Annotated in this window: 21 protein-coding genes; 12 read left to right on the top strand and 9 right to left on the bottom strand. The window is 70.5% G+C overall.

Going from position 1 to position 20,879, the window contains the following annotated elements; translation table 11 throughout:
- Window positions 1-88: 88 nt before the first annotated feature.
- On the top strand, window positions 89-715 hold the full coding sequence (locus tag ACWD2L_RS20490) for a TetR/AcrR family transcriptional regulator (protein WP_351331059.1): 627 nt from the start codon (window positions 89-91) through the stop codon (window positions 713-715).
- A gap of 13 nt (window positions 716-728) precedes the next feature.
- Here ACWD2L_RS20490 and ACWD2L_RS20485 read toward each other — a convergent pair whose 3' ends face one another.
- Window positions 729-2,054: a deoxyguanosinetriphosphate triphosphohydrolase family protein gene (locus ACWD2L_RS20485; RefSeq protein ID WP_351331060.1), complete on the bottom strand. Its 1,326-nt coding sequence runs from the start codon at window positions 2,052-2,054 to the stop codon at window positions 729-731.
- A 128-nt stretch (window positions 2,055-2,182) separates the two neighbouring features.
- Here ACWD2L_RS20485 and ACWD2L_RS20480 point away from each other — a divergent pair, with 128 nt between their 5' ends.
- Together ACWD2L_RS20480 and ACWD2L_RS20475 are read left to right on the top strand one after the other, a co-directional pair.
- Window positions 2,183-3,409: a metallophosphoesterase gene (locus ACWD2L_RS20480; RefSeq protein WP_351331061.1), complete on the top strand. Its 1,227-nt coding sequence runs from the start codon at window positions 2,183-2,185 to the stop codon at window positions 3,407-3,409.
- Between the two features lie 435 nt (window positions 3,410-3,844).
- Entirely contained in the window at window positions 3,845-5,353 is a 1,509-nt protein-coding gene (locus ACWD2L_RS20475) for an AMP-binding protein (protein WP_351331175.1), read from the top strand.
- A gap of 28 nt (window positions 5,354-5,381) precedes the next feature.
- Here the strand turns inward: ACWD2L_RS20475 and ACWD2L_RS20470 are convergent, their stop codons facing one another.
- From ACWD2L_RS20470 to ACWD2L_RS20445, 6 genes are read right to left on the bottom strand one after another with little or no spacing between them, the layout of a single operon-like run.
- A complete protein-coding gene (locus ACWD2L_RS20470; protein WP_351331062.1) occupies window positions 5,382-5,714 on the bottom strand; it encodes a hypothetical protein in 333 nt (110 codons plus the stop codon).
- Window positions 5,714-6,364, bottom strand: coding sequence for a vWA domain-containing protein (locus ACWD2L_RS20465; protein WP_351331063.1), 651 nt, complete (start codon window positions 6,362-6,364; stop codon window positions 5,714-5,716). The genes ACWD2L_RS20470 and ACWD2L_RS20465 overlap by 1 nt, the downstream gene beginning before the upstream one ends.
- 14 nt (window positions 6,365-6,378) lie before the next feature.
- On the bottom strand, window positions 6,379-7,509 hold the full coding sequence (locus tag ACWD2L_RS20460) for a hypothetical protein (protein ID WP_351331064.1): 1,131 nt from the start codon (window positions 7,507-7,509) through the stop codon (window positions 6,379-6,381).
- The gene (locus tag ACWD2L_RS20455) at window positions 7,506-8,714 is read right to left on the bottom strand and encodes a protein phosphatase 2C domain-containing protein (protein WP_351331065.1); all 1,209 of its coding nucleotides are present in this window, start codon (window positions 8,712-8,714) and stop codon (window positions 7,506-7,508) included. Before ACWD2L_RS20455 ends, ACWD2L_RS20460 begins: the two co-directional genes overlap by 4 nt.
- Entirely contained in the window at window positions 8,711-9,127 is a 417-nt protein-coding gene (locus ACWD2L_RS20450) for a hypothetical protein (protein ID WP_351331066.1), read from the bottom strand. The genes ACWD2L_RS20455 and ACWD2L_RS20450 overlap by 4 nt, the downstream gene beginning before the upstream one ends.
- A 9-nt stretch (window positions 9,128-9,136) precedes the next feature.
- A complete protein-coding gene (locus ACWD2L_RS20445; RefSeq protein WP_351331067.1) occupies window positions 9,137-9,925 on the bottom strand; it encodes a hypothetical protein in 789 nt (262 codons plus the stop codon).
- Window positions 9,926-10,097: 172 nt separating this feature from the next.
- On the opposite strand from ACWD2L_RS20445, the gene ACWD2L_RS20440 reads away from it, so the two are divergent.
- The 3 genes from ACWD2L_RS20440 (at window position 10,098) to ACWD2L_RS20430 (ending at window position 13,690) form a co-directional block, all read left to right on the top strand.
- Window positions 10,098-10,805: a Crp/Fnr family transcriptional regulator gene (locus ACWD2L_RS20440; protein ID WP_351331068.1), complete on the top strand. Its 708-nt coding sequence runs from the start codon at window positions 10,098-10,100 to the stop codon at window positions 10,803-10,805.
- Between the two features lie 162 nt (window positions 10,806-10,967).
- The gene (locus ACWD2L_RS20435; RefSeq protein ID WP_351331069.1) at window positions 10,968-13,406 is read left to right on the top strand and encodes an ATP-binding protein; all 2,439 of its coding nucleotides are present in this window, start codon (window positions 10,968-10,970) and stop codon (window positions 13,404-13,406) included.
- A gap of 32 nt (window positions 13,407-13,438) precedes the next feature.
- Window positions 13,439-13,690, top strand: coding sequence for a hypothetical protein (locus ACWD2L_RS20430; protein WP_351331070.1), 252 nt, complete (start codon window positions 13,439-13,441; stop codon window positions 13,688-13,690).
- 61 nt (window positions 13,691-13,751) lie between these two features.
- On the opposite strand, the gene ACWD2L_RS20425 is transcribed toward ACWD2L_RS20430, so the two are convergent.
- Entirely contained in the window at window positions 13,752-14,546 is a 795-nt protein-coding gene (locus tag ACWD2L_RS20425) for an FHA domain-containing protein (protein ID WP_351331071.1), read from the bottom strand.
- A 172-nt stretch (window positions 14,547-14,718) separates the two neighbouring features.
- Between ACWD2L_RS20425 and ACWD2L_RS20420 the strand changes: the two genes are divergently transcribed.
- The gene (locus tag ACWD2L_RS20420; RefSeq protein WP_351331072.1) at window positions 14,719-16,350 is read left to right on the top strand and encodes a serine/threonine-protein kinase; all 1,632 of its coding nucleotides are present in this window, start codon (window positions 14,719-14,721) and stop codon (window positions 16,348-16,350) included.
- A gap of 114 nt (window positions 16,351-16,464) precedes the next feature.
- Entirely contained in the window at window positions 16,465-17,247 is a 783-nt protein-coding gene (locus ACWD2L_RS20415) for an SDR family NAD(P)-dependent oxidoreductase (RefSeq protein ID WP_351331073.1), read from the top strand.
- 50 nt (window positions 17,248-17,297) lie between these two features.
- Here ACWD2L_RS20415 and ACWD2L_RS20410 read toward each other — a convergent pair whose 3' ends face one another.
- Window positions 17,298-17,723 (bottom strand): YjbQ family protein, encoded by a 426-nt coding sequence (locus ACWD2L_RS20410; protein WP_351331074.1) that lies wholly within the window; start codon window positions 17,721-17,723, stop codon window positions 17,298-17,300.
- Window positions 17,724-17,845: 122 nt separating this feature from the next.
- On the opposite strand from ACWD2L_RS20410, the gene ACWD2L_RS20405 reads away from it, so the two are divergent.
- The 4 genes from ACWD2L_RS20405 (at window position 17,846) to ACWD2L_RS20390 (ending at window position 20,825) form a co-directional block, all read left to right on the top strand.
- Window positions 17,846-17,929 (top strand): putative leader peptide, encoded by an 84-nt coding sequence (locus ACWD2L_RS20405; protein WP_451190507.1) that lies wholly within the window; start codon window positions 17,846-17,848, stop codon window positions 17,927-17,929.
- 128 nt (window positions 17,930-18,057) lie between these two features.
- Window positions 18,058-18,951, top strand: coding sequence for an ABC transporter permease (locus tag ACWD2L_RS20400; RefSeq protein ID WP_351331075.1), 894 nt, complete (start codon window positions 18,058-18,060; stop codon window positions 18,949-18,951).
- Window positions 18,924-19,691: an ABC transporter ATP-binding protein gene (locus ACWD2L_RS20395; protein WP_351331076.1), complete on the top strand. Its 768-nt coding sequence runs from the start codon at window positions 18,924-18,926 to the stop codon at window positions 19,689-19,691. The genes ACWD2L_RS20400 and ACWD2L_RS20395 overlap by 28 nt, the downstream gene beginning before the upstream one ends.
- Window positions 19,692-19,775: 84 nt before the next feature.
- Window positions 19,776-20,825, top strand: coding sequence for an ABC transporter substrate-binding protein (locus ACWD2L_RS20390; RefSeq protein ID WP_351331077.1), 1,050 nt, complete (start codon window positions 19,776-19,778; stop codon window positions 20,823-20,825).
- The last annotated feature ends 54 nt before the right edge of the window (window positions 20,826-20,879 follow it).

The raw sequence follows: 20,879 nt of genomic DNA, 5'->3' as shown, positions 1-20,879 counted from the left end.
CGAACGTTCATGCGTAGAGAAGCAGCGCACAAGTCCGCCCGTCAATAGGTGCGTTGACCTTTCCAGGAGGGGCCCGTAGCCTCCCCGCATGAACGATCGTTCTCCCGTACCGGACCTGATCGGCGACTCCGGCCGGGGCAATGAGGCGGCCATCCTCCGCGCCGCGCTGCGGCTGTACGCGGAGCGCGGCTTCAACGGCGCCTCGATGCGGGACATCGCCCGCGCCGCGGGCACCAGCCTGTCCAACCTCTACAACTACTTCCCGTCCAAGGCCCGCCTTCTCGCGGAGCTCCTGAACCGCGCCAACGCGCTGCTGTCCGCGCAGGTGACATCGGCGGTGGACACCGCGGGCAAGGAAGTGGCCGAGCAACTGGGCGCGGCGGTACGCGCGTACGTGAGCTTTGTGGCGGACTACCAGACCGCCATGCTCATCGCGCTGAGCGAGGTGCGGCACCTGGAGGGCGAGGAGCGCGCCCAGGTGGTCGCCGAACGCGACCGCAACCAGGAGATCTTCGAGGAGCTGGTCGCCGCGGGCGCCGCGTCCGGCGCCTTCACCACCCCGTACCCACGGGACGCGGCGCGCAGCATCCTCGCGATGTGCTCCACCATCGCCACGTGGTACCGCCCGGAAGGCCGGCTGACCAAACAGGACCTGTGCGACCAGCACGCCCGCTACGCCCTGGCGCTCCTGGAGGGCGGGGTCGAGAACGACTGAACCGCGGTACGGGTCAGAGCCAGTCGCCGTCGGTCACGGATCCGAGGCCGACACCCGACAGGCGCCGGTGCAGGGAGACGGCCTGCCCCTCCGTCAGCGACGCGACGTGGTCGGCCGCGGCGCGCAGCGGGTCGCCGTGGAGGTCGAGTTCCTCGGCGCGGCCGGTGGGCAGCAGGTGCGGGGATTCGTGGGTCCAGCGCAGCAGTTGGGAGACGATGCGGCGCTTGCCGTGCTGCTGGGTGGCCAGGGCCGGACGGTCGATGACGTAGCACCAGACCAGTTCCTTGAGCAGTTCGCAGGCCGTCCGACGCTCGGTGGGGACGACGAGGCGGGCACCGTACCGGATCGCGGCCGCGCCGCCGACCTCCAGGTCTATGTCGCGGGTGAAGTGGTCGATCAGCTTGGCGGTGCGGGCGTTGAGGGCGACATCGTCCGCGTGGCGGCCACCGTGGGGCTTGGCGATCGACAGCGCCTTGGCGATGCCGGCCAGGATGTGGACCGCCTCGTCGCGGTCGAAACCGGCGCCCGCGCGGTGGCGCTTGGCCGAGACGTAGTCCAGGAAGCGCTGCGTCTCGCGCTCCGTGTCGCCGCCCGCGGCCCCGGGTGACGGAAACAGCGCGGCCAGCGGGATCAGCCCGGCGCGATAGAAGTCCTCCACGTCATGGCAGGCGTAGGTGACATCGTCGGCCCAGTCCATCAGCTGCTCCTCGATGGGCACCGAGTCGTCGTCGCGGCCCGCGCGCACCCACCTGAACGCCTCCCGGTCGACCGCGTAGACGCCCCATTTGGCGTGCCGCGCCGGGTCCACGTCGCGCGGGGCGCGCTCCCACGGGTACTTCGTGGCCGCGTCCAGGCAGGCCCGGGACAGGTGGAGTCCGCGATGGCCCGCGTACTTGTGGGCGGCCAGGAAGGTGAGGATGTGGAGGGTCTGGGCGTTGCCCTCGAAGCTGTCGAGGACGCCGTGTCCGGCGTGCAGTTCGTCCATCGTCGCGCGCAACGCCATCTCGCCGGCGTGGCCGAACGGCGGGTGCCCGATGTCGTGCGCCATGCAGGCCGCCTCGACGAGTGCGGGATTCGGTCCGCCGTAGCGGCGCTCCAGCCGTTCGGCCATGCGCCGCCCCAGCTGCGCGACCTTCATCGAGTGGGTGAGCCGCGTGTGGTAGGCGCCGAGTTCGCTGCTCGCGACGACCTGGCTCTTGCCCGCGAGCGCCCGCCACTGCGTCGAGTACAGGATGCGGTCCACATCGTGCTCGAACCCCGACCGCTGTCCGTCGTCCGCGACACGTCGGCGCAGGGAGTGCTGCTCCAGGTCCTCATCGGTGTATTCGGCAGGCCGCATGGGCGCGATGGTACTGGACCCGTTCGCGCCGACGGCTGGGCGGACGCCAGGACCGGGGCCCGAACACCGCCCGTTCCCCGACGGCGGACAATGAGCTCTCCAAGAAGCTCCGGAACTGGAGGGGAAGCGTGACCGAGACCAGCGACACCCGATCCGCCGCCGACGACAAAGGGCGAGGCGAGGCGCCACGGAGCCGGCTTCAGCGCCTGATGCGCTACATCCCCCTGATCGCCCCCGTCCTGCTGTGGGCGGTGCCGTGCTGGGTCCTTCTGTACGCCGGTCAGCACTGGCCGGCCCCCGTGACGCCGATCGGCACCGTGCTGCTCGCCCTCGGCATGATCGGGATGCCGCTCACGATGATGCGCGGCCACGGACGGCGCCAGCAGGACCGCGCGGCGATCGTCGGTGACACGCTGCTGGGCTCCATCTGGGTCCTGTTCACGTGGTCCGTGCTGCTCGGCGTTCTGCTGCGGCTCGCCCTGACCGTGGCCGGCGTCGGTGACGGTCAGGGCCGGGCGCGCATCGTCACGTGGGCCGTCCTCGGTGTGTCCGCCGTGCTGCTCGCCTGGGGGTACGCGGAGGCCAAGCGCGTGCCGCGCGTGCGACGGCTCGACGTACAACTCCCGCGCCTGGGCGCCGGGTTGGACGGCACCCGCGTCGTCCTGATCACCGACACCCACTACGGTCCTCTCGACCGCGCCCGCTGGTCGCAGCGGCTCTGCGAGACGGTGAACACCCTGGAGGCCGACCTGGTCTGCCACACCGGCGACATCGCGGACGGCACCGCCGAACGCCGCCGCGCGCAGGCCGCCCCGCTGGGCACCGTGCAGGCGACCCGCGCCCTCGTCTACGTCACCGGTAACCACGAGTACTACAGCGAGGCCCAGGGCTGGGTCGACCTGATGGACGAACTGGGCTGGGAGCCGCTGCGCAACCGCCATCTGCTGCTCGAACGCGGTGGTGACACCCTCGTGGTCGCCGGCGTCGACGACGTCACGGCCGAATCCTCCGGCCTTGCCGGCCACCGCGCCCACCTCGCCGGAGCCCTTGAGGGCGCCGACCCCGAACTCCCCGTGCTCCTCCTCGCCCACCAGCCCAAGTTCATCGACCGGGCGGCGGCCCACGGCGTCGACCTCCAGCTCTCCGGCCACACCCACGGCGGCCAGATCTGGCCCTTCCACCACCTGGTCCGCCTCGACCAGCCGGCCCTCGCCGGCCTCAGCCACCACGGCCCGCGCACCCTCCTCTACACCAGCCGCGGCGCCGGCTTCTGGGGCCCACCCTTCCGCGTCTTCGCGCCCAGCGAGATCACGCTGCTGGTGCTGCGCTCGCCGCAGGCCGCGACGTCGGCGTAGGGCCGCGAACTGCGGCACGTACCGACGGATACAGAGGTCAAATCCCGGAAGGGCAAAGGAAAAGAAGGAGTCAAGCGTGCGGATGCGGGCCATCCCGAGGCGCGTGCGGAAGGAGTGGGGAGTTAGCCTGGATCTTGGTTGTCCGGGGCAACCAATGTTCCTGGGCGGGTGCCATTCGCGCCGGGCTCGGTGTCATGCGCCGACGGCTCCGGACCGCCTCCCCCACGCCCAACAAAAGCACTACCACCGGCGCGTACGCAGACTGGCGGGCCGGTGGCCCCAGGAGGACGATCCATGCCTGCCGAGGCATCCGCACCCACCCCCACCCCCGCAACACCCCAGACATCCAAGGTCAGTTCGAACGACCCGGTGATATCTGACGCGGCGTCCGACACGTCGGGCCCCTTCCGCACCTTCGTCGAGAACAACCTCGACATGCTGGCGGCCCACCCCGACCGCGAGGTCCTGGTCCACGAGGACCGTCGGCTGACGGCAGGTCAATTCCGGTCGCTGGTATACCGCATGGCGCATGCGATCGCCGCTCAGGGCGTGACGCGCGACGCGACCGTCACCCTGCTCAGCGGCAACCTGCCGGAGACCGTCGCGGCCCGGTACGCCGCCAACCTCGTGGGCTGCCGGGTCAACCACCTCTACAACAAGCTGTCGGCCGACGTTCAGGCTGCGATCGTTCAGGACGTCGAGACCCAGGTACTGATCGTCGACCCGCACTACGCGGACCGCGCCGCGGAGATCACCGAGGCCGCGCCCGTACGGCACGTACTCGTACTGGGCGAGTCCAAGCGCGAGATCGGGCAGGATCTGCTGGCGCTCGCCACCGAGCAGCCCGACGAGCCGTTCGTGTCCCGCGCCCGCCCCGACGACATCTGCACCATCCGGCACACCGGTGGCACGACGGGCCACCCCAAGGGCATCGTCACCACCTTCGAGCAGGTCAACCGGATGCGTCGGATGGTGGCTCAAGCGACCCCTTCGGAGCAGGAGGCGCCGCGGCAGCTCGCCTGCACCACCCTCGCGCACGCCGCGGGCATGCTGGCGGACGGCGTCCTCCAGGCCGGCGGCACCGTCGTACTGCAAGACGACTTCGACGCGGGCGAGGTGCTCGCCACCATCGAGCGCGAGCGCATCACGCACCTGTTCCTGCTGCCGCCGCTCGTCTATCAGCTCCTCGACCACCCGGACTCCGAGCGCCGCGACCTCAGCAGCCTGCGCGGCCTGACGTACGGCGGCTGCCAGGCGTCGCCCGCGCGGATCTCGGACGCCGTGCGCCGCTTCGGGCCCGTACTCCTGCAGTTCTACGGGCAGAACGAGGCCGGTGGCATCAGCGTCCTCACCCCCGCGGACCACGACCTGGACCGGCCCGAGCGGATGCGCTCCGCGGGCAAGGTGCTGCCGAGCGTGGAGGTCGCCATCCGTGACACCGACGGCAAGGATCTGCCGGTCGGCGAACTGGGCGAGATCTGCATCCGGTCCGAGGGCACGATGACGGGCTACTGGAAGCAGCCGGAGCTGACCGCCGAGGTGCTGCGGAACGGGTGGCTGCACACCGGTGACATCGGCTTCCTCGACGAGGACAACTACATCACCGTCGTCGACCGGCTCAAGGACATGATCGTGGTCGTCGGCGGTCACGTGTACACCACCGAGCTGGAGGACCTGCTCAACTCGCACCCGAAGGTGTCGCAGAGCGCGGTCTTCGGCGTCCGGGACACCGACCGCATGGAGCAGGTGCACGCCGCGGTCGTAGCCGCGCCCGGCGTCGCGTTGGAGGCGGAGGAGCTGCGGGCCGCGGTGCGCGGGCAGCGCGGCCCGATGTACGAACCGGCCCACATCACCTTCGTGGACGCGCTGCCCCTGACGGACGCGGGCAAGCCCGACAAGAAGCTGCTGCGGCAGCGGGCGGAGGAGCCGGCCCAGGGCGTCTGACCGCATCTGACCTCTCTATCGCCCGTTTCTATCGCCCGTTCCACGGACCACTGGCAGCAGTGGGCGTGGGACTGGGCGGAAGGGAGGGCGCGGTCGGGAGTCGGCGGTCCGGCGGGGGCGAATGCGGCGGCGTGTGTGTCGGCTCGGCTGCGCGGGAGCGGGTGTGGCTCGGCTGCGCGGTCGTCGCCGGGCGCGGGCCGCTTCCGCTCCCGTTCCCACTCCCGTTGCCTGGGGTGTCGAGAAGGTGGCCCGTCGCCTCGACCGCGGCGCCGCAGACGAGCAGTGCCACGGCCAGCGCGGTGAGTCCGGTGGAGGCGCGCCGACGACGGGTCGCCGTGGCACGCGATTCGATGTCCGTCATCAGTCCACGTACTCCTGGGCGACCTCAACGTAGTTGAAGCCCTGGACGTTGGTGTCGATCCGCATGTGGCCACTCTGCGACGAGGCGATCAGGGTGTTCAGCAGACCGGTGATCGCCGCGCTGAGCGCGGACTCGGTGTCCGAACCGTCGGCGATGAACAGCGCCTTGGTGGCCACCTGTTCCAGTACGTCGCGCTGCGCGCCGCCGAAGCCGTAGGCGATCACATGCGGATGGCGCGGCCAGTCCCGGTTCACGAGTGTGCGGAACGGGTCCCGCCAGTGCGCGTCGGTGGGCACACCGTCGGTCAGGAAGAAGACCGTCGGCCGCAGCACGTCGAGGTTCTGCGTTCTCAGGTCGCTGACGTCCTGTTCGATGCACTCCCGCACCCGGTCGAAGGTCTTGCCGTACTCCGTGCGTCCGCCGCAGATCACCTCGGGCATGACCGGTACCTGCTCCATGTCCGACATCGGGATGACCACGTGCACATCGGTGGAGAAGGCGACCACGCAGACCCGGGCGAACTCCGAGACACGAGGATTCGTCGCCAGGTTGTAGTGCAGACGGGCAAGGGTCGCGTTGAGCACTGCCTCGTGCTGTTTCATCGACGATGACGCGTCGATCACGACGTAGGTGGGCAGGCAGAGTGACATGGTGCACCTCTGAGCTAGTGGTTGGCGGCGATCACGATCAGCAGGATCGCGGCGAGGACGAGGACGAGCACCCAGCCGACCTGGGTGGCGGTCTCGGATGGCTTCTGGGAACCCAACTCGGCTTCCTTCGCCGCCTGTTGAGAGACGGCGGGCGGTCGCGGAGCCGGGAGCTTCGTGGGCCGCGCAGGCAGCGGCGGCAGTTTGGTGCGTGTCGGGCGTGGTGTGGCCCTGAGATAGGGGCCGGCGTTCAGCGCCTGGTTCAGCTGGGCGGCCGAGGGGCGTCGCTCGCGGTCGGTCGCGAGCAGCATGTCGAGCAGCACTTCGGAGACGGCCGGCCGGCTCGGCCAGGGGGACGCGGCGACGGTGTGGAAGGTGTGCGCGTCACGCAGGCCCGTCATGCACTTGGCGACGAGCAGTCCGAGCCGGTAGCGGTCGGTGTACTCGTCCGCGTCGGTGCCCGGCGGTGTGAGTGGGTCGGCCCAGTTCGGCTGGTGGATGTCGGGCATCTTCGCCGGCTGACATCCGTCGACGTCGATGAGGTACACGGAGCTGCGGCCCGGACTCCAGAAGGCGTTGGAGAACGACCAGTCCGAATAGACCAGGCCCAGGCTCTCCAAGATGGCGGCGAGCCGCGTCAGTTGGCGACAGGCGTCCAGCCTGCCCGCGGCACCGGGGGACGGCAGGCCGACGCCCCGGATCGACTCGTCGGACTTCGCCAGCCAGTCGATCTCCACGAAGCGGCGCTCGCTGAACGCGCCGCGCCGCAGCTCGCACCGGTACTCCTCGGGCGCCATCGGGATCACGCAGCCGACGGCCGGGTTGCCGGGCTCCTCGATCCGGGCCGCGGGCCAGCACGTACCGGCGTACAGGAGCGCGCGCTCCTCCTCCGGCAGTGTGTCCGGGGCCGCGATCAGCAGGTCGAGCCGCTGGGCGTCCTCCGGGTGCTGGTCCGGCCGGTAGAGCTTGGCCAGCCAGCCCGGATGGTTCGTCAACGGCCGTACGGCGACGGCCTGGCCGTTGTGTTCGGAGATCGGCTCGGCCAGCGGGCCGAGATCGCCGACACTCACGGTGCGCGGCAACGCCAAGCCGCGTGGATCGGCCGCCGGACTGCCACCGGCACCGCTGGCGAGAGGGGATTCCGTCATGCCCGGCCCCCGTTCCACGCCACGACCGCCGTACGGTCGTCAAGGCACTGCGGCGCGTCGAAGCCGACGTCGGCGGTGAACCGGGTCGCCGGGACCGGCGCACGCCAGGCGTTCGCGAAGTACTCGTTGACGTTGCCCGCGGGGTCCGCCCACGCGTCGCCGATCCCGTCCGTGACCAGGGCGAGGGCGGCGCCGGGAGCCAGCGGGACGTAGACGTCCCCGACCAGTTGCGGGGTGTCGGGCAGTCGGCCGGCGACCTCGTTCGAGACCACGGCGGACGTACGGTCCTTGGCCTCGCCTGCCGCGAACCGCCACGACGGGACACGCGGGTCGAGCGTCCAGGCCGAACTGTCCCCCAGCCACGCGATCCAGGCCTGCGCGACGCCGTTCGCGTCCGGCTCGGCGAGCACCGCGGTGATCAGCACGGTGGCCAGCTCCGAGGTGTCGACGCCCCGGCCGCTCGCGTGCGCGGCGATCGACTGCGCGATCCGCCCGTACAGGTCCTTGGCGTCGAGCCCGCCGAATCCCACGGACTCGAGTTGCTCGCGCAACAGGGTGACGGCCTGGCTGGAGGCCGTGGTGGCCCCGGCGTCGGACCGGGACGCGCTCGACAGGCCGTCGGCCACGGCCACGATCGCGTACCGGCTGTCCCCGCTTCGTCCGATCCGGTAGGAGTCCTGGCGCGGCTCGGCGGGCTGGGCGCAGCGGTGGCCAGGACCGATGACGGAGGCCGCGCGGAGGGTGAAGGAACCGACCGTGGCCTCGTCGGCGGCGATCCCGTTCTGCACGGTGCGCTCCGGCAGCAGCCAGCGGTAGCCCTGGGCGCGGGCGCCGTCGCCGAAGCGGGGGACGCTCAGGTCGGTCGGCTGCTCGCGCAGGAAGGGCCGGGGCCTTGGGGGTTGGGGCTGGGGTTGGGGCGCCGCGGGCCCGGCGGCGTAGCGGCAGATCGGAAGTGTCGTGCCGGGGCGGGGTTCCTGGGCGGGTCGATCCCGCTGTTCGGCCGACCGTGCCGCGGGCGCGGAGCCCAGCACGGCCGCCGCGCCGATCACCCCCACGGCCGCGAGGGCCAAGGCGTCCACCAGCGGGCCGAACCGCCGGTGTTCCGCGCCGACTTCGAAGAAGGCGCCGATGACGACGGCCGCGAACAGCACCCACCGCAGCCGCCCGTCCATGAGTGCGCCGCGCCGGCCGTCGGCCCGGCTCACGGCCGTTCCCCGCGCTCGTGGGGCGTCGGCCCGGACGCGAAGTGCTGGCTGCCGTTCTGCACCGCGTACACCTCACCCGAATTGCTCGCGAAATTGAGCTGGGTCACGTTGTCAGGACCTTCCGGGGTGCGCAGCGAGGCCAGGGCACTGACGTCCTGGGCGAGACCCGGGTCCCCGTCGAGCAGCCGGGACAGGGCCTCGGTCCAGTAGTCCACGGCCCGGGCATCGACCGCTCCCCTCGTGGCGGTCGATGCCCGGTCCAGCGCGACAGTCAGCTCGTTGCTGCGGCTGCCGCGGGCCCGGGAGAGCACGCGGCTCATCAGCCGCTTGGCCTCCTGCCAGAGATCCGTGCCCATGGCGGAGACCAGTGCGGTGGCGCCGCTTGCGGCCAGCGCGGTGAGTTCCTCGTTCATCAGCGGGTATCAACCTCGGTCGTTGTGGCGGATGTACTGGTCGCCCCGGTGAGCGGCGAAGACCGTCGCGTGGCCCGTGGCCCGGACGAGTTGCTCGACGGAGGCGGTACGTGGCTCGGACGGTGCGGGACGTTCTGGTCGCGGCGCGGGCCGATCGACGGAGGCGGAGTCGGAGTCGCGGCCGGAGACCGGGTCGGAGCCGGCGCGTGGTCCGATGGGGCTGCCCGGGTACCAGAGCCAGGCGCGCGCGGCGTACTCCTTGACGCGCACGTCGGCGGCGGTGAAGGCGTCGGCGTCGAGCCCCTCGTGGCCGTGCCCGACGGTGTCGTCGTAGACGTGGTGCGACAGGATCGCGGCCAGCGGGGTGCCGCCGGTGCCGGTCAGGGTCGCGCGGCGGAGCGGGTCCGAGTCGAGCAGTCGGGCCAGCGCCTCGAAGGGGGCGCCGGAGACGGCGCCGTCCGGGTCGAGCCGGATCTCGCCCGCGTGCACCGCGACCCGCACCTGTAGCCGGGTGTCCGCGCCGGCCTGCCGGTTGTGCGCACGGATGCGTACGGCCAGCTCCGGGAGCAGCGGAGACAGCAGGGCCGCCTTGGGCAGTCGGGCCGGTGCGACGAGCCGGCAGCCGTCGCCGGTGTCGCCGTAGGTGAAGTCCCGTACGTCCAGGTCCACCGCGCCCAGGGCGTCGGCAAGGGCGGAACGCAGCGCGCCGCGGATCTCCTGCAACCGCCGCTCGCCGCGGCCCGCGGAGCCGGCGATGTCGCAGGCCAGCAGGGCTCGGTACTCGTATCTAGGAATCACTGCGCCTCCACGGTCACGGCGAACTCCGGCACATCGAGGTCGAGTTGCCGTCGTCCGGGACATCCGGTGTGGACAAGATGATTGACGAGACCGTAGAGGAGGGGTCCCCGGGCGGAACGGCTACTAATACGGCTTGTGCGGTTTCGGCCGCACCAAGAAGAGAGGTGGGGCGATGAGCACCACACGTGTTCGCGGGGTCGCGGCCTACTGGCCACCGGCCGGGCTGCTCGGCCGGCTCGACGAGGCCGACCGCACGATCCTCATGGGACTCGGCCACCGCGTGGCCTATCCGGCCGGACAGATCACCATCCGCGAGGCGGACACATCGGATTTCGCACTGCTCCTGCTCGGCGGCATGGTGAAGGTCACCGCGCTCGCACAGGACGGCCGCGAGGCACTCCTTGCGGTGCGGATGGCCGGGGACCTGGTCGGGGAGTTCGCCGGGATCGACGGCCGGCCACGCGTCGGCACCGTGACCGCGTGCGGCAGGGTGTTGGCCCGCTACATTCTGCGCTCCGAGTTGCTGGAGTGCACAAAGCAGCACCCTGCCATCGGGCTTGCGCTCAGCGCGAGCGTCGTGGCCAAGATGCGCACGGCGACCGGCCGGATCGTCGACTTCACCGGCTGCGACGTACTCGGACGCCTTGCCAGGATCCTGCACCACCTCGCCGTCACCTACGGGCGCCCCGGCCGACTCGATGCCCAACTTCCGCTGTCACAGCCGGAGATGGCCACCCTGGTCGGCGCGGCGGAGTCGTCCATCCACAAGGCCCTGCGGGCGCTGCGGGAGTCCGGCGCCATCACGACCGGCTACCGCAGGATCACCATCCACGACCTGGATCACCTCGCCCGGATCGCCGCGGCGGCCGGGCCCAGCTGATCGTCGGCGATCTCGCCGAATGCGACGACACACGTAGCCGAATGCGGCAGAACGCTTAGCCGAATGCGACAGAACACGTAAAAGCACCGGGTTCGCGCGAAGGGGCGGCGCCAGCCTGACCTGGTGCCGGGAACCTGGCGCGGAAGAGAACGAGGGAAGCACATGTCTCAGAACAACGGCGCTCCGGGCGGTTCCGGAGACATCCGGACCGGCGACGTGTCCGGAACGGTGGTCATCGGCGACAACAACACCGTGAGCATCCTGGGTGGAACGCCGCCGGACCCGGTCAAGCGCCCGTCGATCTCCCAGCTGCCGCGTTCCACCACCGAGCCGCTCATCGGCCGGGCACGGGATGCGCGGACACTCCAAGAAGCCATCACAGCAAGGCCGTTGGTGCAGATCTGGGGCGCGTCCGGAGTCGGCAAGAGCGCTTTGCTGCGCCATCTCGCCTGCTCGACGGAGCTCGGCCAGGACGGCGCCGCCTACATCGAGGCCGGCGGACGTACGGCCGATGACATCGCGCAGGCGATCTTCGACATCAGCTTCGACGCGCCGAACTACAAGCCGTCGTGGGAGGTGCTGAAGGAGCACCTGAAGACCCTGCGGCTGCGGATCTACCTGGACGACGCGGCGCTCGACCAGAAGGAGCTGCGCCGCCTCGTCGACATGGCCGCGCGGTCCACGTTCGTCTTCACCGCACAGGAACGGTCCACGGTCGACGGTGTGCACGCCATCGAGCTCAAGGGTCTTACGCCCGCGGCGGCAGCGGAGTTGGTGTCGGCGCTGCTCTCCCGCGAGCTGCGGCCCGACGAGGTGCCGATCGTGGACGCGCTGTGCGACACGGTGGACGGCAACCCGCTCCGGCTGCGGCGCATCGCCATGTCGGCCGCGACCGGCAAGGGCCTGCCGGGCATCGCCGATCTGCCCGAACTGCTTCCCGCGCTGCTCAACAAGGTCAGCCCCGAGGAACGCGACCTGCTGCACCTGCTCGGCTCACTGTCCGGCGCCGAACTGGCCCCCCGGCACCTCAATGAACTGCTCGACCGGACGGACAGCGGCGCACTCGCCGACGGCCTGGTGCGACACGGCCTGCTGCTCGCATCGGAGACCGGTTACAGCTGCCCCCAGGATGTCGCCGATTGCGTGCTGGACACGCGTCGGACGGAGTTCCCCGCCGACCGGCTCTGCCGGACACTCACCCTGTGGGTCGAGGCACGGGACACCACTCCGGACGATGTCGCGGTGCACTTCCAGGCCCTGGACGTCGCGGTGCTGCGGGCGGAGCGGAGCGGACACGCGCAGCTCGGCTCGGCGCTGGCACGTGCCGCCTCGCCGAAGCTGGCGTTGTCCCGGCAGTTCGACGCGTGGGGCAGCCTGCTCGGAGTCGGCTGGGCGGCGGCGCGGAGCGCGGGGCTCGCGGAGGACGAGAAGTTCTTCCTGCACGAGGCCCGCACCCGGCGGAAGGCGATCGGGCGGGGCGCGATGACGGCGGCCCTGGTACTCGAGTCGGGGGCGCTGTGGCATGAACTCGCGGCGCTGCATGGGCAGTCGGCGGCCCAGCAGATCGCCACCATGGGGCCGGCCGGGGGCGGGTCGGTCGCCCCGGCGCCCGGCCTGGCGCACGCGCCGGTTCTCCCGGACCCGACGCCTGCCACCGCGTCCGTCACCGCGAGTCACGGGCAGACGGCCGCGTCCGCGTCCGCCCACGGGGCGACGAGGCCGGTGGTCGACATGTCCTCCTCGCATGCCGCGCAGTCGTCGCACGCCGTACAGTCGCATGCCGCGCAGTCGCACGTCACCGCCCACGGGACCGGCGCACACTCGGCCACCGCCCACTCGGCCACCGCACCGACACCACCGCGGATCGACTTCTCGGGGTCACACGTTTCCGCGACCCACTCGACGCCTTCCGCGAGCACTACGACGTCCGCGGCCGGCACGGGCCACGCGCCGCATGTCGCCACTGTTGCGGCGGGGGCCAAGGGCGGAACACTCGCCGCAGCGTGCGCGATCGGCGTCGCTGCCGTACTGGGCGTAGGCGCCATCGTTTACGCGAACAACCAGCCGACCCCGTCACCGATCGCCGCGCCGAGCGCCGTCAGTTCGCCGAACCCGGGGTACGACACCGTGCCGGCCGACGACACCGTGCCCGACGACGACACGGTGCCCGACGAAACCCCGTCGCCCAGCTTCGATCCCGTGTGCGCGACCGCGATCCCCGACCTGTCCTCGGATCTCCAGCAGTACTCCACCGACGCGGCCATCGCCGCGGACTCGATCGACTCGTACAACAGCGCCATGAACTCCTACAACTCGGGCGCCGCGTCCACTCCTCCCGACGACAGCACGGTGCGTTCCCAGGTCGGCACCATCATCAGCGATCTTCAGTCCCTCGAGTCCACGTTGCAAGGGGCCATCTCCCAAGCCGAGGACAGCTCGGTGGAATCGGACCTCGACGACATGCTGACGGCCACTCAGCAACTCACGAGCGACTACGAGTCGTACGCGAGCGACCCGGAGAACTCGCAGGTCGACCCGTCGAGTGCGGCCTCGACGATGAACGCCGCGTCGGACAGCCTCCAGACCGACTGCGGCGCGTGACCCCGACACACACCCACCACGAAAGGCAGGCCATGCCCACGGAACCCACTCACGGAGACATCACCGCGGGGGACGTCTCCGGCACCTTCGTCGTAGGTGACAACAACAACGTGACGCAGACGACGCACCACACCGAGCCACTGCCGCCGCAGCCGGAGCCGGAGCCGGAGCCTCGGCAGCAGAGCTCGGCGCAGGATCAGGCGGCCGTCTTCGCTCAGCAACACGGCACGATGCATGTCACGTACCACGCCGCGGCCGAGCGGGAGCCGGGACCGGAGGCCTGAGAAACGGTGTGTGCCCCGGCCGCCCATCGGCCGGGGCACAGACACACACCGTGCACTCCACTCAGTCGTCGTCGGCCAGCAACTCCAGGTCCTGCGCGCTCAACGTCGCCGTCTTCAGCAGCTCCCGAATCAGGTTGACACTGAGCGTCGAGCCGACCGGCTCACCGACCTCGTCGCGCAACAGCCCGCGCACGCCCCGGCGGTGCAGCCGTTCGCGCACGTCCTCGACCGTGTTCGCCACCGTTTTGTGGTTCCAGGACTTGGTCGTGTACCGGGAGGCATTGGCAAGGCGGGCCGTTTCCTCCCAGGTCAGTGGGAGCGGAAAGGCATCGTGGCCCGCCAGGTAGCGCCGAGCGAGCGCGGTGAGCACCAGCCGCTCCAGCGGGGCGAGTTCATAGACCGTCTCGGGATCCACGGTCTCCGCACCGCTCGCGGAGCGCGGGTTGCGGTCGTCCTCGTCCACGACGCGCACCTCCACCAGATGGGAACGGCGCTTGGACGAGTTGATCACCAGCGGGGTGTATCCGGACTCGATGAGCCGCTTGTGGCCGGTCAGTATCAGCACACCGTCGGGCAGTTCGATGGGCAGATTCCCGGTGTTGACCAGCCACCAGTCGCTGTCGGTGGCCGTGCAGGTGAACACACCGTGGCGACGGCTGACGGTCGGGTCGTCGACACCGACCGGCACATGCACGTCCTCACGGTCCCGCCCGAACAGCAGCGTGTACCGGCGCGGCGGCACGGCATACCCGCCCTCCGGCCCCAGTACGAAGATGGTCCCTGGCGGCGCCGAGGGCACCCGGTCCGCGGGGCTGCCCGGTGGCAGCATCTGGGGCGGGAAAATTCCGTACGTCATGTCACATACCTCCGGCTCGGCTCGCGTCAGTGTACGAGCGCGCCGTGAGGACCGGTCCTCCCGAGAATGTGCACGCTGACCAAAGGGGCGTTTGCCGCCAACTCCTGTTGCCTTGCCCCGACTTGGTCGATAGCCTGCCCATCCGTGAGCACGAGCGGTCGGGGAACTGTTGATGACGGATGGCACGATCGCCGAACCGCTCGGCGCGGACGATCCGCAGGAGATCGGCAGCTTCCACATCATCGGCCTGCTCGGCATCGGCGGCATGGGCGAGGTCTACCTCGGGGCTTCCGACAAGGGCTACGCGGCCGTCAAGCGCGTCCGGCCACGGCTGGTCGCCGGCGAACGCTTCGAACGCGAGGTCGGCATCCTCTACCGGGTACCGGCCGGGGTGGGCCCGCGGGTGCTGGCGAGCGACGGCACCGCGGAGCGTCCCTGGTTCGCCACCGAGTACGTGCCCGGACTCACCGTGGACGAGGCGGTCCGGCTGCGCGGTCCGCTGCCCGCCGAGGCGCTGTGGCTGCTGCTGGCCGAGGCGGCCGGCGGCCTGGCGGCCGTGCACGCCCTGGAGATCGTGCACCGTGACATCAAGCCGGCCAACGTCATGCTGGTGCGGGACGGCGTGAAGCTGATCGACTTCGGTATCGCTCGCGCGGCGGACCAGGCGAGGCTGACCAGGAGCGGCGGCAGTTACGGCACGCAGGGATTCTCGGCACCGGAACAGCAAGCCGGGGACGAGAACGTGGACGCGCCCACGGACGTCTACTCGCTCGGGGCGCTGGCACTCTACGCGGCTTCGGGCCGAACGCCCGGTGTCATCCCCGACGTTGAGCCACTACGTGCCGCGGACGCGGACCTTGCCGCCATCATCGACTCCTGCCTCGCGACCGCCCCCGGGGACCGCCCCACCGCCGCCAAGGTGGCGGAGGCGGCCCGCGCACACCTACCCGTTCCGCCTCCCTCGTGGCCCTCCGAGGTCATGTCACGCATCACCTCGCGGCACGATTTCGCCACGACCCCGGTCAGCAAGCTGAAGACCGTCCCGCCGCCGGACCTGGATGCGGATCCGACACCGACACCGACACCCACTCCCCGGACCGCGCCCCCGGCACCACCCCGCCGCCCACGCACTCGCCGGCTCCTGCTCACGGCGGGCGCGGTGATCGTCCTGGGCGCGGTCGCGGCATTCGTACTCATCCCGTCGGGCTCCCGGGACGACGCCGGCGCCCATGGACCCACCACCCACGAGACCGTGGCCGGATCGACACGAACGTCCTCCGCGAGCCCGAACCACAAGACCTCGCCCACCGCGAAGTCCGGGCGCCCGGCCCCTGCCGCCCCGACCGACACACCCGCCACGGCCCCACCGAGCGCATCCATCTCGCGCTTACCGTCCCGGCCCTCCAAAACCGCCGCGTCCTCGGCACCAGCCGCCCCCCGCGTCACCTCGTCGTCCATCAGCGGCATCAACGGCAACGAAGACCCGGCACAGGTCAAGGGCTCCGAGGCGGACACGTCCTGGGTCGGCAACAACGCCACCTGCTCCGCCTGGCTGCGCGACAACGGCTCCGGTGAGCTCGCAGGTGTGCTCAACACCTCGATGAACCAGAGCTGCGGCGCCGCACTGCACCGCAGCGACGACCTCGCGTACACCTTCCACGCCTCGTGGGGCGCCGCGAAAACAAGCTCCGTCTCCAACATCGGCCACACGATGTGGATCTGCGTCTGGAACGCGAGCAACCGGTCCGACGAGCAGTGCTCCGCCCACTTCGCCATGAACGGCACGACCCCGGTCAAGCAGTAGCGGACCCTACGATCGCGGGTTGTCCCGGTTGGTGACCGCCGATCGATCGAAGATGCCGACTGCTCGAGGGGCGCCGTGACTAGTCTTGGTCAACTCGACAGGTACGGACGGCATATGACCGAGGTGAGCGGCAGACTCGACGGCATGCGCGCGCTGATTCTGGGAGGGGGTGGTGAGGGGATCGGTCGCGCGATCGTCCGCGCCTACGCCGCCGCCGGGGCGCACATGGTCGTGGCCGACGTGAACGCCGAGCGGGTGACCGAGGCTGCGGAGGAGGCGCAGAAGGCCGGGCACACGGCCCACGCGATCAGCGGCGACGTCCGCTCGCGTGAGCAGCTCGACGACATGGTCACCGGCGCTGCCGAGCGGCTCGGCGGTCTGGACACCCTGGTCACGGTCGTCGGCGGGCAGGTCGCGTTCATACCCGCGGTCAAACTCCACCAGATGAGGGACGAGGACTGGGACACCGTCTACGAGGTGAACCTGCGCTACGTGGTGCGTGCCGTACGGCGCGTACTCCAACTGTTCCTGGAACAAGGCACGGGCGGGAACATCGTCAGCATCGGTTCGGTCGCCGGGTTCATGGCCGCACCGGAGCAGGCCGGATACGGCGCCGCGAAGGCCGGTCTTTACAGCCTGGCGCGCACCGTTGCCGCCGAGTACGCGGCCGACGGCATCCGGATGAACATCGTCGCCGGCGGAGCCATCAACATCGCGGTCAACCAGGCCGGGCCGGCCGGTGACTGGGTCCCGGAGATCCCGGCCGGGCGCTACGGAACGCCGGAGGAAATGGCCGCGGCCGCCGTCTACCTGGCCTCGGACGCGGCACGCTACGTCACGGGGCAACAGATCGTCCTCGACGGAGGAGTGTCCGTACGCGGCCCGTTCCCCGAATAGCCGGCCGGCCGACGGCGACGGCGGCCCGAGTCGGTCCTGGGACGACAAACTCACCCACCAAAGAAGCTCAACCGAACGTGACGGTTGGCATTGTCCACGTTCGTATCCACCAGACACACCGACTGCCACGTCCCCAGCTCAAGACCACCCCCCACCACCGGCAACGTCGCATGCGGTGGCACGAGCGCCGGGAGGACGTGGTCGCGGCCGTGGCCCGGGGAGCCGTGGCTGTGCTGCCAGCGGTCGTCCGCGGGGAGGAGGGTGTGGAGGGCGGCGAGGAGGTCGTCGTCGCTGCCGGCGCCCGTCTCGATGATGGCGATGCCCGCCGTGGCGTGCGGGACGAAGAGGTTGAGGAGGCCGTCGCGGCCGTGGGCGACCTCGCGCAGGAAGGACTCGCAGTCGCGCGTCAGGTCGACGACGCGCTCGGTGGAGCCGGTGGCGAGGTCCAGGACTCGGGTCGTGAAGACGTCTGACATGGGTACATTGTCGCCCAGGAAGGCGGCCGGGCGCCCGGTGGGGACGAGCGGCGGCCGGGACGGCCGGTCCATGGGCTGAGACGTTGTTGACCATACGTCGACAACTGGATACGTTCTGCCGCATGTTGCGTTCAGCCATGCTCACCACGCGCGGTCACATCGACCTGCTGCGGGTGGCCTCTGCCGCGTGTCGACCCGGCTGCTGACGCCCTCTCCTCCCCTCTCGCTTTCCTCACCTTCTTTTTCGCTGCCGCTTCGGTGTTCGTCCGTGACGGTGCGCCGCTGACGCGCGCCCGCTGACACCGAGGCGTGCCCTCGCCTGCCATGGAGTGCCATGAGCATCAGTCATGCTCCGCCCGTTTCGCCTGCCGAAAAACCGGGCGCATCCGCCGACCCCGATTCGCCCGGTTCCCCGGCGTCGTCGCCCGAACTCGTCCCCCTCGTCCCCTCCTCCACCCGCCGCACCCGCGTCCCCCGTTGGCTGCGCCGCACCAGTGGGCCGCTGCTGCTGCTCGCACTGTGGCAAGTCCTCACGTCTGTAGGCGTGTTGACGCCCGAGGTGCTCGCGTCGCCCGGCACCATCGCGCGCGTCGGGGCGGACCTTGTCTCCGACGGGTCGCTGCCCGCGGCCATGGGTGTCTCGCTGCAACGCGTCGCCGTCGGGCTGCTGTGCGGTGTCGTCGTCGGGACCGGACTCGCGTTGTTGTCCGGTCTCTTCCGGGTCGGCGAGGATCTCGTCGACGCGAGCGTGCAGATGCTGCGCACCGTGCCGTTCGTCGGGCTGATCCCGCTGTTCATCATCTGGTTCGGCATCGGCGAGGCACCGAAGGTCGCCATCATCACCCTTGGTGTGTCCTTTCCGCTGTACCTGAATGTGTACGCCGGGATCCGTGGTGTAGACCCCCAACTCATCGAGGCCGGTGAGTCGTTGGGGCTCAGTCGATGGGGGCTCGTACGCCATGTGGTGCTGCCGGGTGCGCTGCCCGGGGCGATGACCGGTCTGCGGTACTCGCTCGGCATCGCGTGGCTGGCGCTCGTCTTCGCCGAGCAGATCAACGCCGACGCCGGCATCGGGTTCCTGATGGTGCAGGCCCGGGACTTCCTGCGTACCGACGTCATCGTCGTCTGCCTGATCGTCTACGCGTTCCTCGGCCTGCTCGCCGACTTCGTCGTCCGTTCCCTCGAAAGGCTGCTGCTGCAATGGCGACCGACGTTCACCGGCCGGTGACCACCGCCCCTGAGACCACTGTCGGCGCCGGTTCCGCCGTCCGCGTCGAAGGGCTTTCCCGCTCCTTCGACGGGCGCGCCGTCATCGATGACCTTCAACTCGATGTACGGCCAGGGGAGTTCGTTGCCCTGCTCGGACGCAGCGGATGCGGCAAGTCCACGCTGCTGCGCATCCTCGCCGGGCTCGACCGCGACATCGAGGGCACCGTACTCGTGCCGCGGCGCAAGGCCGTCGCGTTCCAGGCGCCGCGGCTCATGCCGTGGAAGCGGGTCTGGCGCAACGTACTGCTCGGCCTGCCGGGCAAGCCCGAACGGGCCGCGGCCGAGCGGGCGTTGGAGGAGGTGGGGCTCGGGCATCGTACGGACGCCTGGCCCAAGACGCTGTCCGGCGGCGAGGCCCAGCGTGCCTCGCTCGCCCGCGCCCTGGTGCGTGAGCCCGATCTACTGCTGCTCGACGAGCCGTTCGGCGCGCTCGACGCACTGACGCGAATCACGGCCCAACGCCTGGTCGGCGAGTTGTGGCAACGGCGGGGCTGCGCGGTCCTGTTGGTGACACACGATGTCGAGGAGGCCGTGCTGCTCGCCGACCGTGTGCTCGTCATGGACGACGGTGTCATCGCCCACGAGACCCGTATCGATCTGGACCGGCCGCGCGATCTCACCGATCCGCGCTTCGCCGAGCTGCGCGCCGAGCTGCTGAACCGACTGGGCGTGGACGGCTCGGAAGAGTCCTCCCACTGACCCAGACCGCCCGCTCGCCTCCACTCACCCCCGCTCACGCCCATCCCAACCCCCGCCCCCTACCCTCCCCTGATCGGACTTGTCATGCGACGTCCCCTCACAGCCGGCGCCCTCCTCGCTCCCCTCGCCCTCCTGCTCGCCGGCTGCTCCGGCGCCTCCACCGCCAGCACCTCCACCGGCAGCGGCGGAAGTGGCGGCGGCATCGACGGAAAGGGGTCACTCACCCTCAACGTCGGTGACCAGAAGGGTGGTTCGGAGGCGATACTCAGGGCTGCCGGTGAACTCGACGACCTGGACTACAAGATTCGCTGGTCCACGTTCACCTCGGGGCCGCCACTCCTCGAAGCCATCAACGCCAAGGCCGTGGACATCGGCGGCGTCGGCAACACACCCCCGGTCTTCGCGGCCGGCGCCGACTCGAAGATCAAGGTGGTGTCCGCCAGCCACGGAACCGCCAAGGGTGACACCATCCTGGTCCCGAAGGACTCCAAGCTGAAGAGTCCGGCGGGGCTCAAGGGCAGGTCGATCGCGGTGGCCCAGGGATCCTCGGCGCACTACCAGCTCGTCGCCTCGCTCAAGAAGGTCGGGCTCACGCTGAAGGACGTGAAGGTCAAGTACCTGCAGCCGGCCGACGCGCTGGCCGCGTTCACCGCGGGCAAGGTCGACGCGTGGGCCGTCTGGGACCCGTACACCTCGCAAGCGCTGCGCGCGAAGCTCGGTCGCGTGCTCACCGACGGCGACGGGGTCACCAACGGGCTCGCCTTCCAGGTCGCCTCCCCCATCGCGCTCGCCGACAAGAAGAAGTCCGCCGCCATCAAGGACTATCTCGACCGGCTGCGGCGCGCCCAGGACTGGGTCTACAAGCATCCGCAGGCCTGGGCGAAGGTGTGGGCCAAGGACACCGGACTGCCGTACGGGGCGGCGTACGACGCGGTGAAGCGTACGAACGGCACACGTGTCACGGTCGCCGTCGACAAGGGCGTCATCGCGTCCGAGCAGCAAATCGCCGACACCTTCACCCAGTTGAAGCTGATCCCGTCCAAGGTCGACTTCTCGAAGTACGTCGACACCCGCTTCAACGGCAAGCTGCCGCCCTCCACCACCGCTCCGCGCACCTACGACAAGGAGTCCTGATCTCGGAGTCCTGATCCTGGAGTCCTGATCCCCCGGCGGGAAGATCTCGCGCGC

It is taken from the genome of Streptomyces sp. NPDC002754, from assembly GCF_053592315.1.
This window is presented reverse-complemented; position numbering and strand designations above follow the sequence as displayed.

Excerpts from the sequence above, each read along its gene's own strand:
- ACWD2L_RS20490 (WP_351331059.1), top strand. The coding sequence starts at position 89 with ATGAACGATCGTTCTCCCGTACCGGACCTGATCGGCGACTCCGGCCGG.
- ACWD2L_RS20485 (WP_351331060.1), bottom strand. The coding sequence starts at position 2,054 with ATGCGGCCTGCCGAATACACCGATGAGGACCTGGAGCAGCACTCCCTG.
- ACWD2L_RS20475 (WP_351331175.1), top strand. The coding sequence starts at position 3,845 with ATGCTGGCGGCCCACCCCGACCGCGAGGTCCTGGTCCACGAGGACCGT.
- ACWD2L_RS20470 (WP_351331062.1), bottom strand. The coding sequence starts at position 5,714 with ATGACGGACATCGAATCGCGTGCCACGGCGACCCGTCGTCGGCGCGCC.
- ACWD2L_RS20465 (WP_351331063.1), bottom strand. The coding sequence starts at position 6,364 with ATGTCACTCTGCCTGCCCACCTACGTCGTGATCGACGCGTCATCGTCG.
- ACWD2L_RS20460 (WP_351331064.1), bottom strand. The coding sequence starts at position 7,509 with ATGACGGAATCCCCTCTCGCCAGCGGTGCCGGTGGCAGTCCGGCGGCC.
- ACWD2L_RS20450 (WP_351331066.1), bottom strand. The coding sequence starts at position 9,127 with ATGAACGAGGAACTCACCGCGCTGGCCGCAAGCGGCGCCACCGCACTG.
- ACWD2L_RS20440 (WP_351331068.1), top strand. The coding sequence starts at position 10,098 with ATGAGCACCACACGTGTTCGCGGGGTCGCGGCCTACTGGCCACCGGCC.
- ACWD2L_RS20435 (WP_351331069.1), top strand. The coding sequence starts at position 10,968 with ATGTCTCAGAACAACGGCGCTCCGGGCGGTTCCGGAGACATCCGGACC.
- ACWD2L_RS20430 (WP_351331070.1), top strand. The coding sequence starts at position 13,439 with ATGCCCACGGAACCCACTCACGGAGACATCACCGCGGGGGACGTCTCC.
- ACWD2L_RS20425 (WP_351331071.1), bottom strand. The coding sequence starts at position 14,546 with ATGACGTACGGAATTTTCCCGCCCCAGATGCTGCCACCGGGCAGCCCC.
- ACWD2L_RS20420 (WP_351331072.1), top strand. The coding sequence starts at position 14,719 with ATGACGGATGGCACGATCGCCGAACCGCTCGGCGCGGACGATCCGCAG.
- ACWD2L_RS20415 (WP_351331073.1), top strand. The coding sequence starts at position 16,465 with ATGACCGAGGTGAGCGGCAGACTCGACGGCATGCGCGCGCTGATTCTG.
- ACWD2L_RS20410 (WP_351331074.1), bottom strand. The coding sequence starts at position 17,723 with ATGTCAGACGTCTTCACGACCCGAGTCCTGGACCTCGCCACCGGCTCC.
- ACWD2L_RS20405 (WP_451190507.1), top strand. The coding sequence starts at position 17,846 with ATGTTGCGTTCAGCCATGCTCACCACGCGCGGTCACATCGACCTGCTG.
- ACWD2L_RS20400 (WP_351331075.1), top strand. The coding sequence starts at position 18,058 with ATGAGCATCAGTCATGCTCCGCCCGTTTCGCCTGCCGAAAAACCGGGC.
- ACWD2L_RS20395 (WP_351331076.1), top strand. The coding sequence starts at position 18,924 with ATGGCGACCGACGTTCACCGGCCGGTGACCACCGCCCCTGAGACCACT.
- ACWD2L_RS20390 (WP_351331077.1), top strand. The coding sequence starts at position 19,776 with ATGCGACGTCCCCTCACAGCCGGCGCCCTCCTCGCTCCCCTCGCCCTC.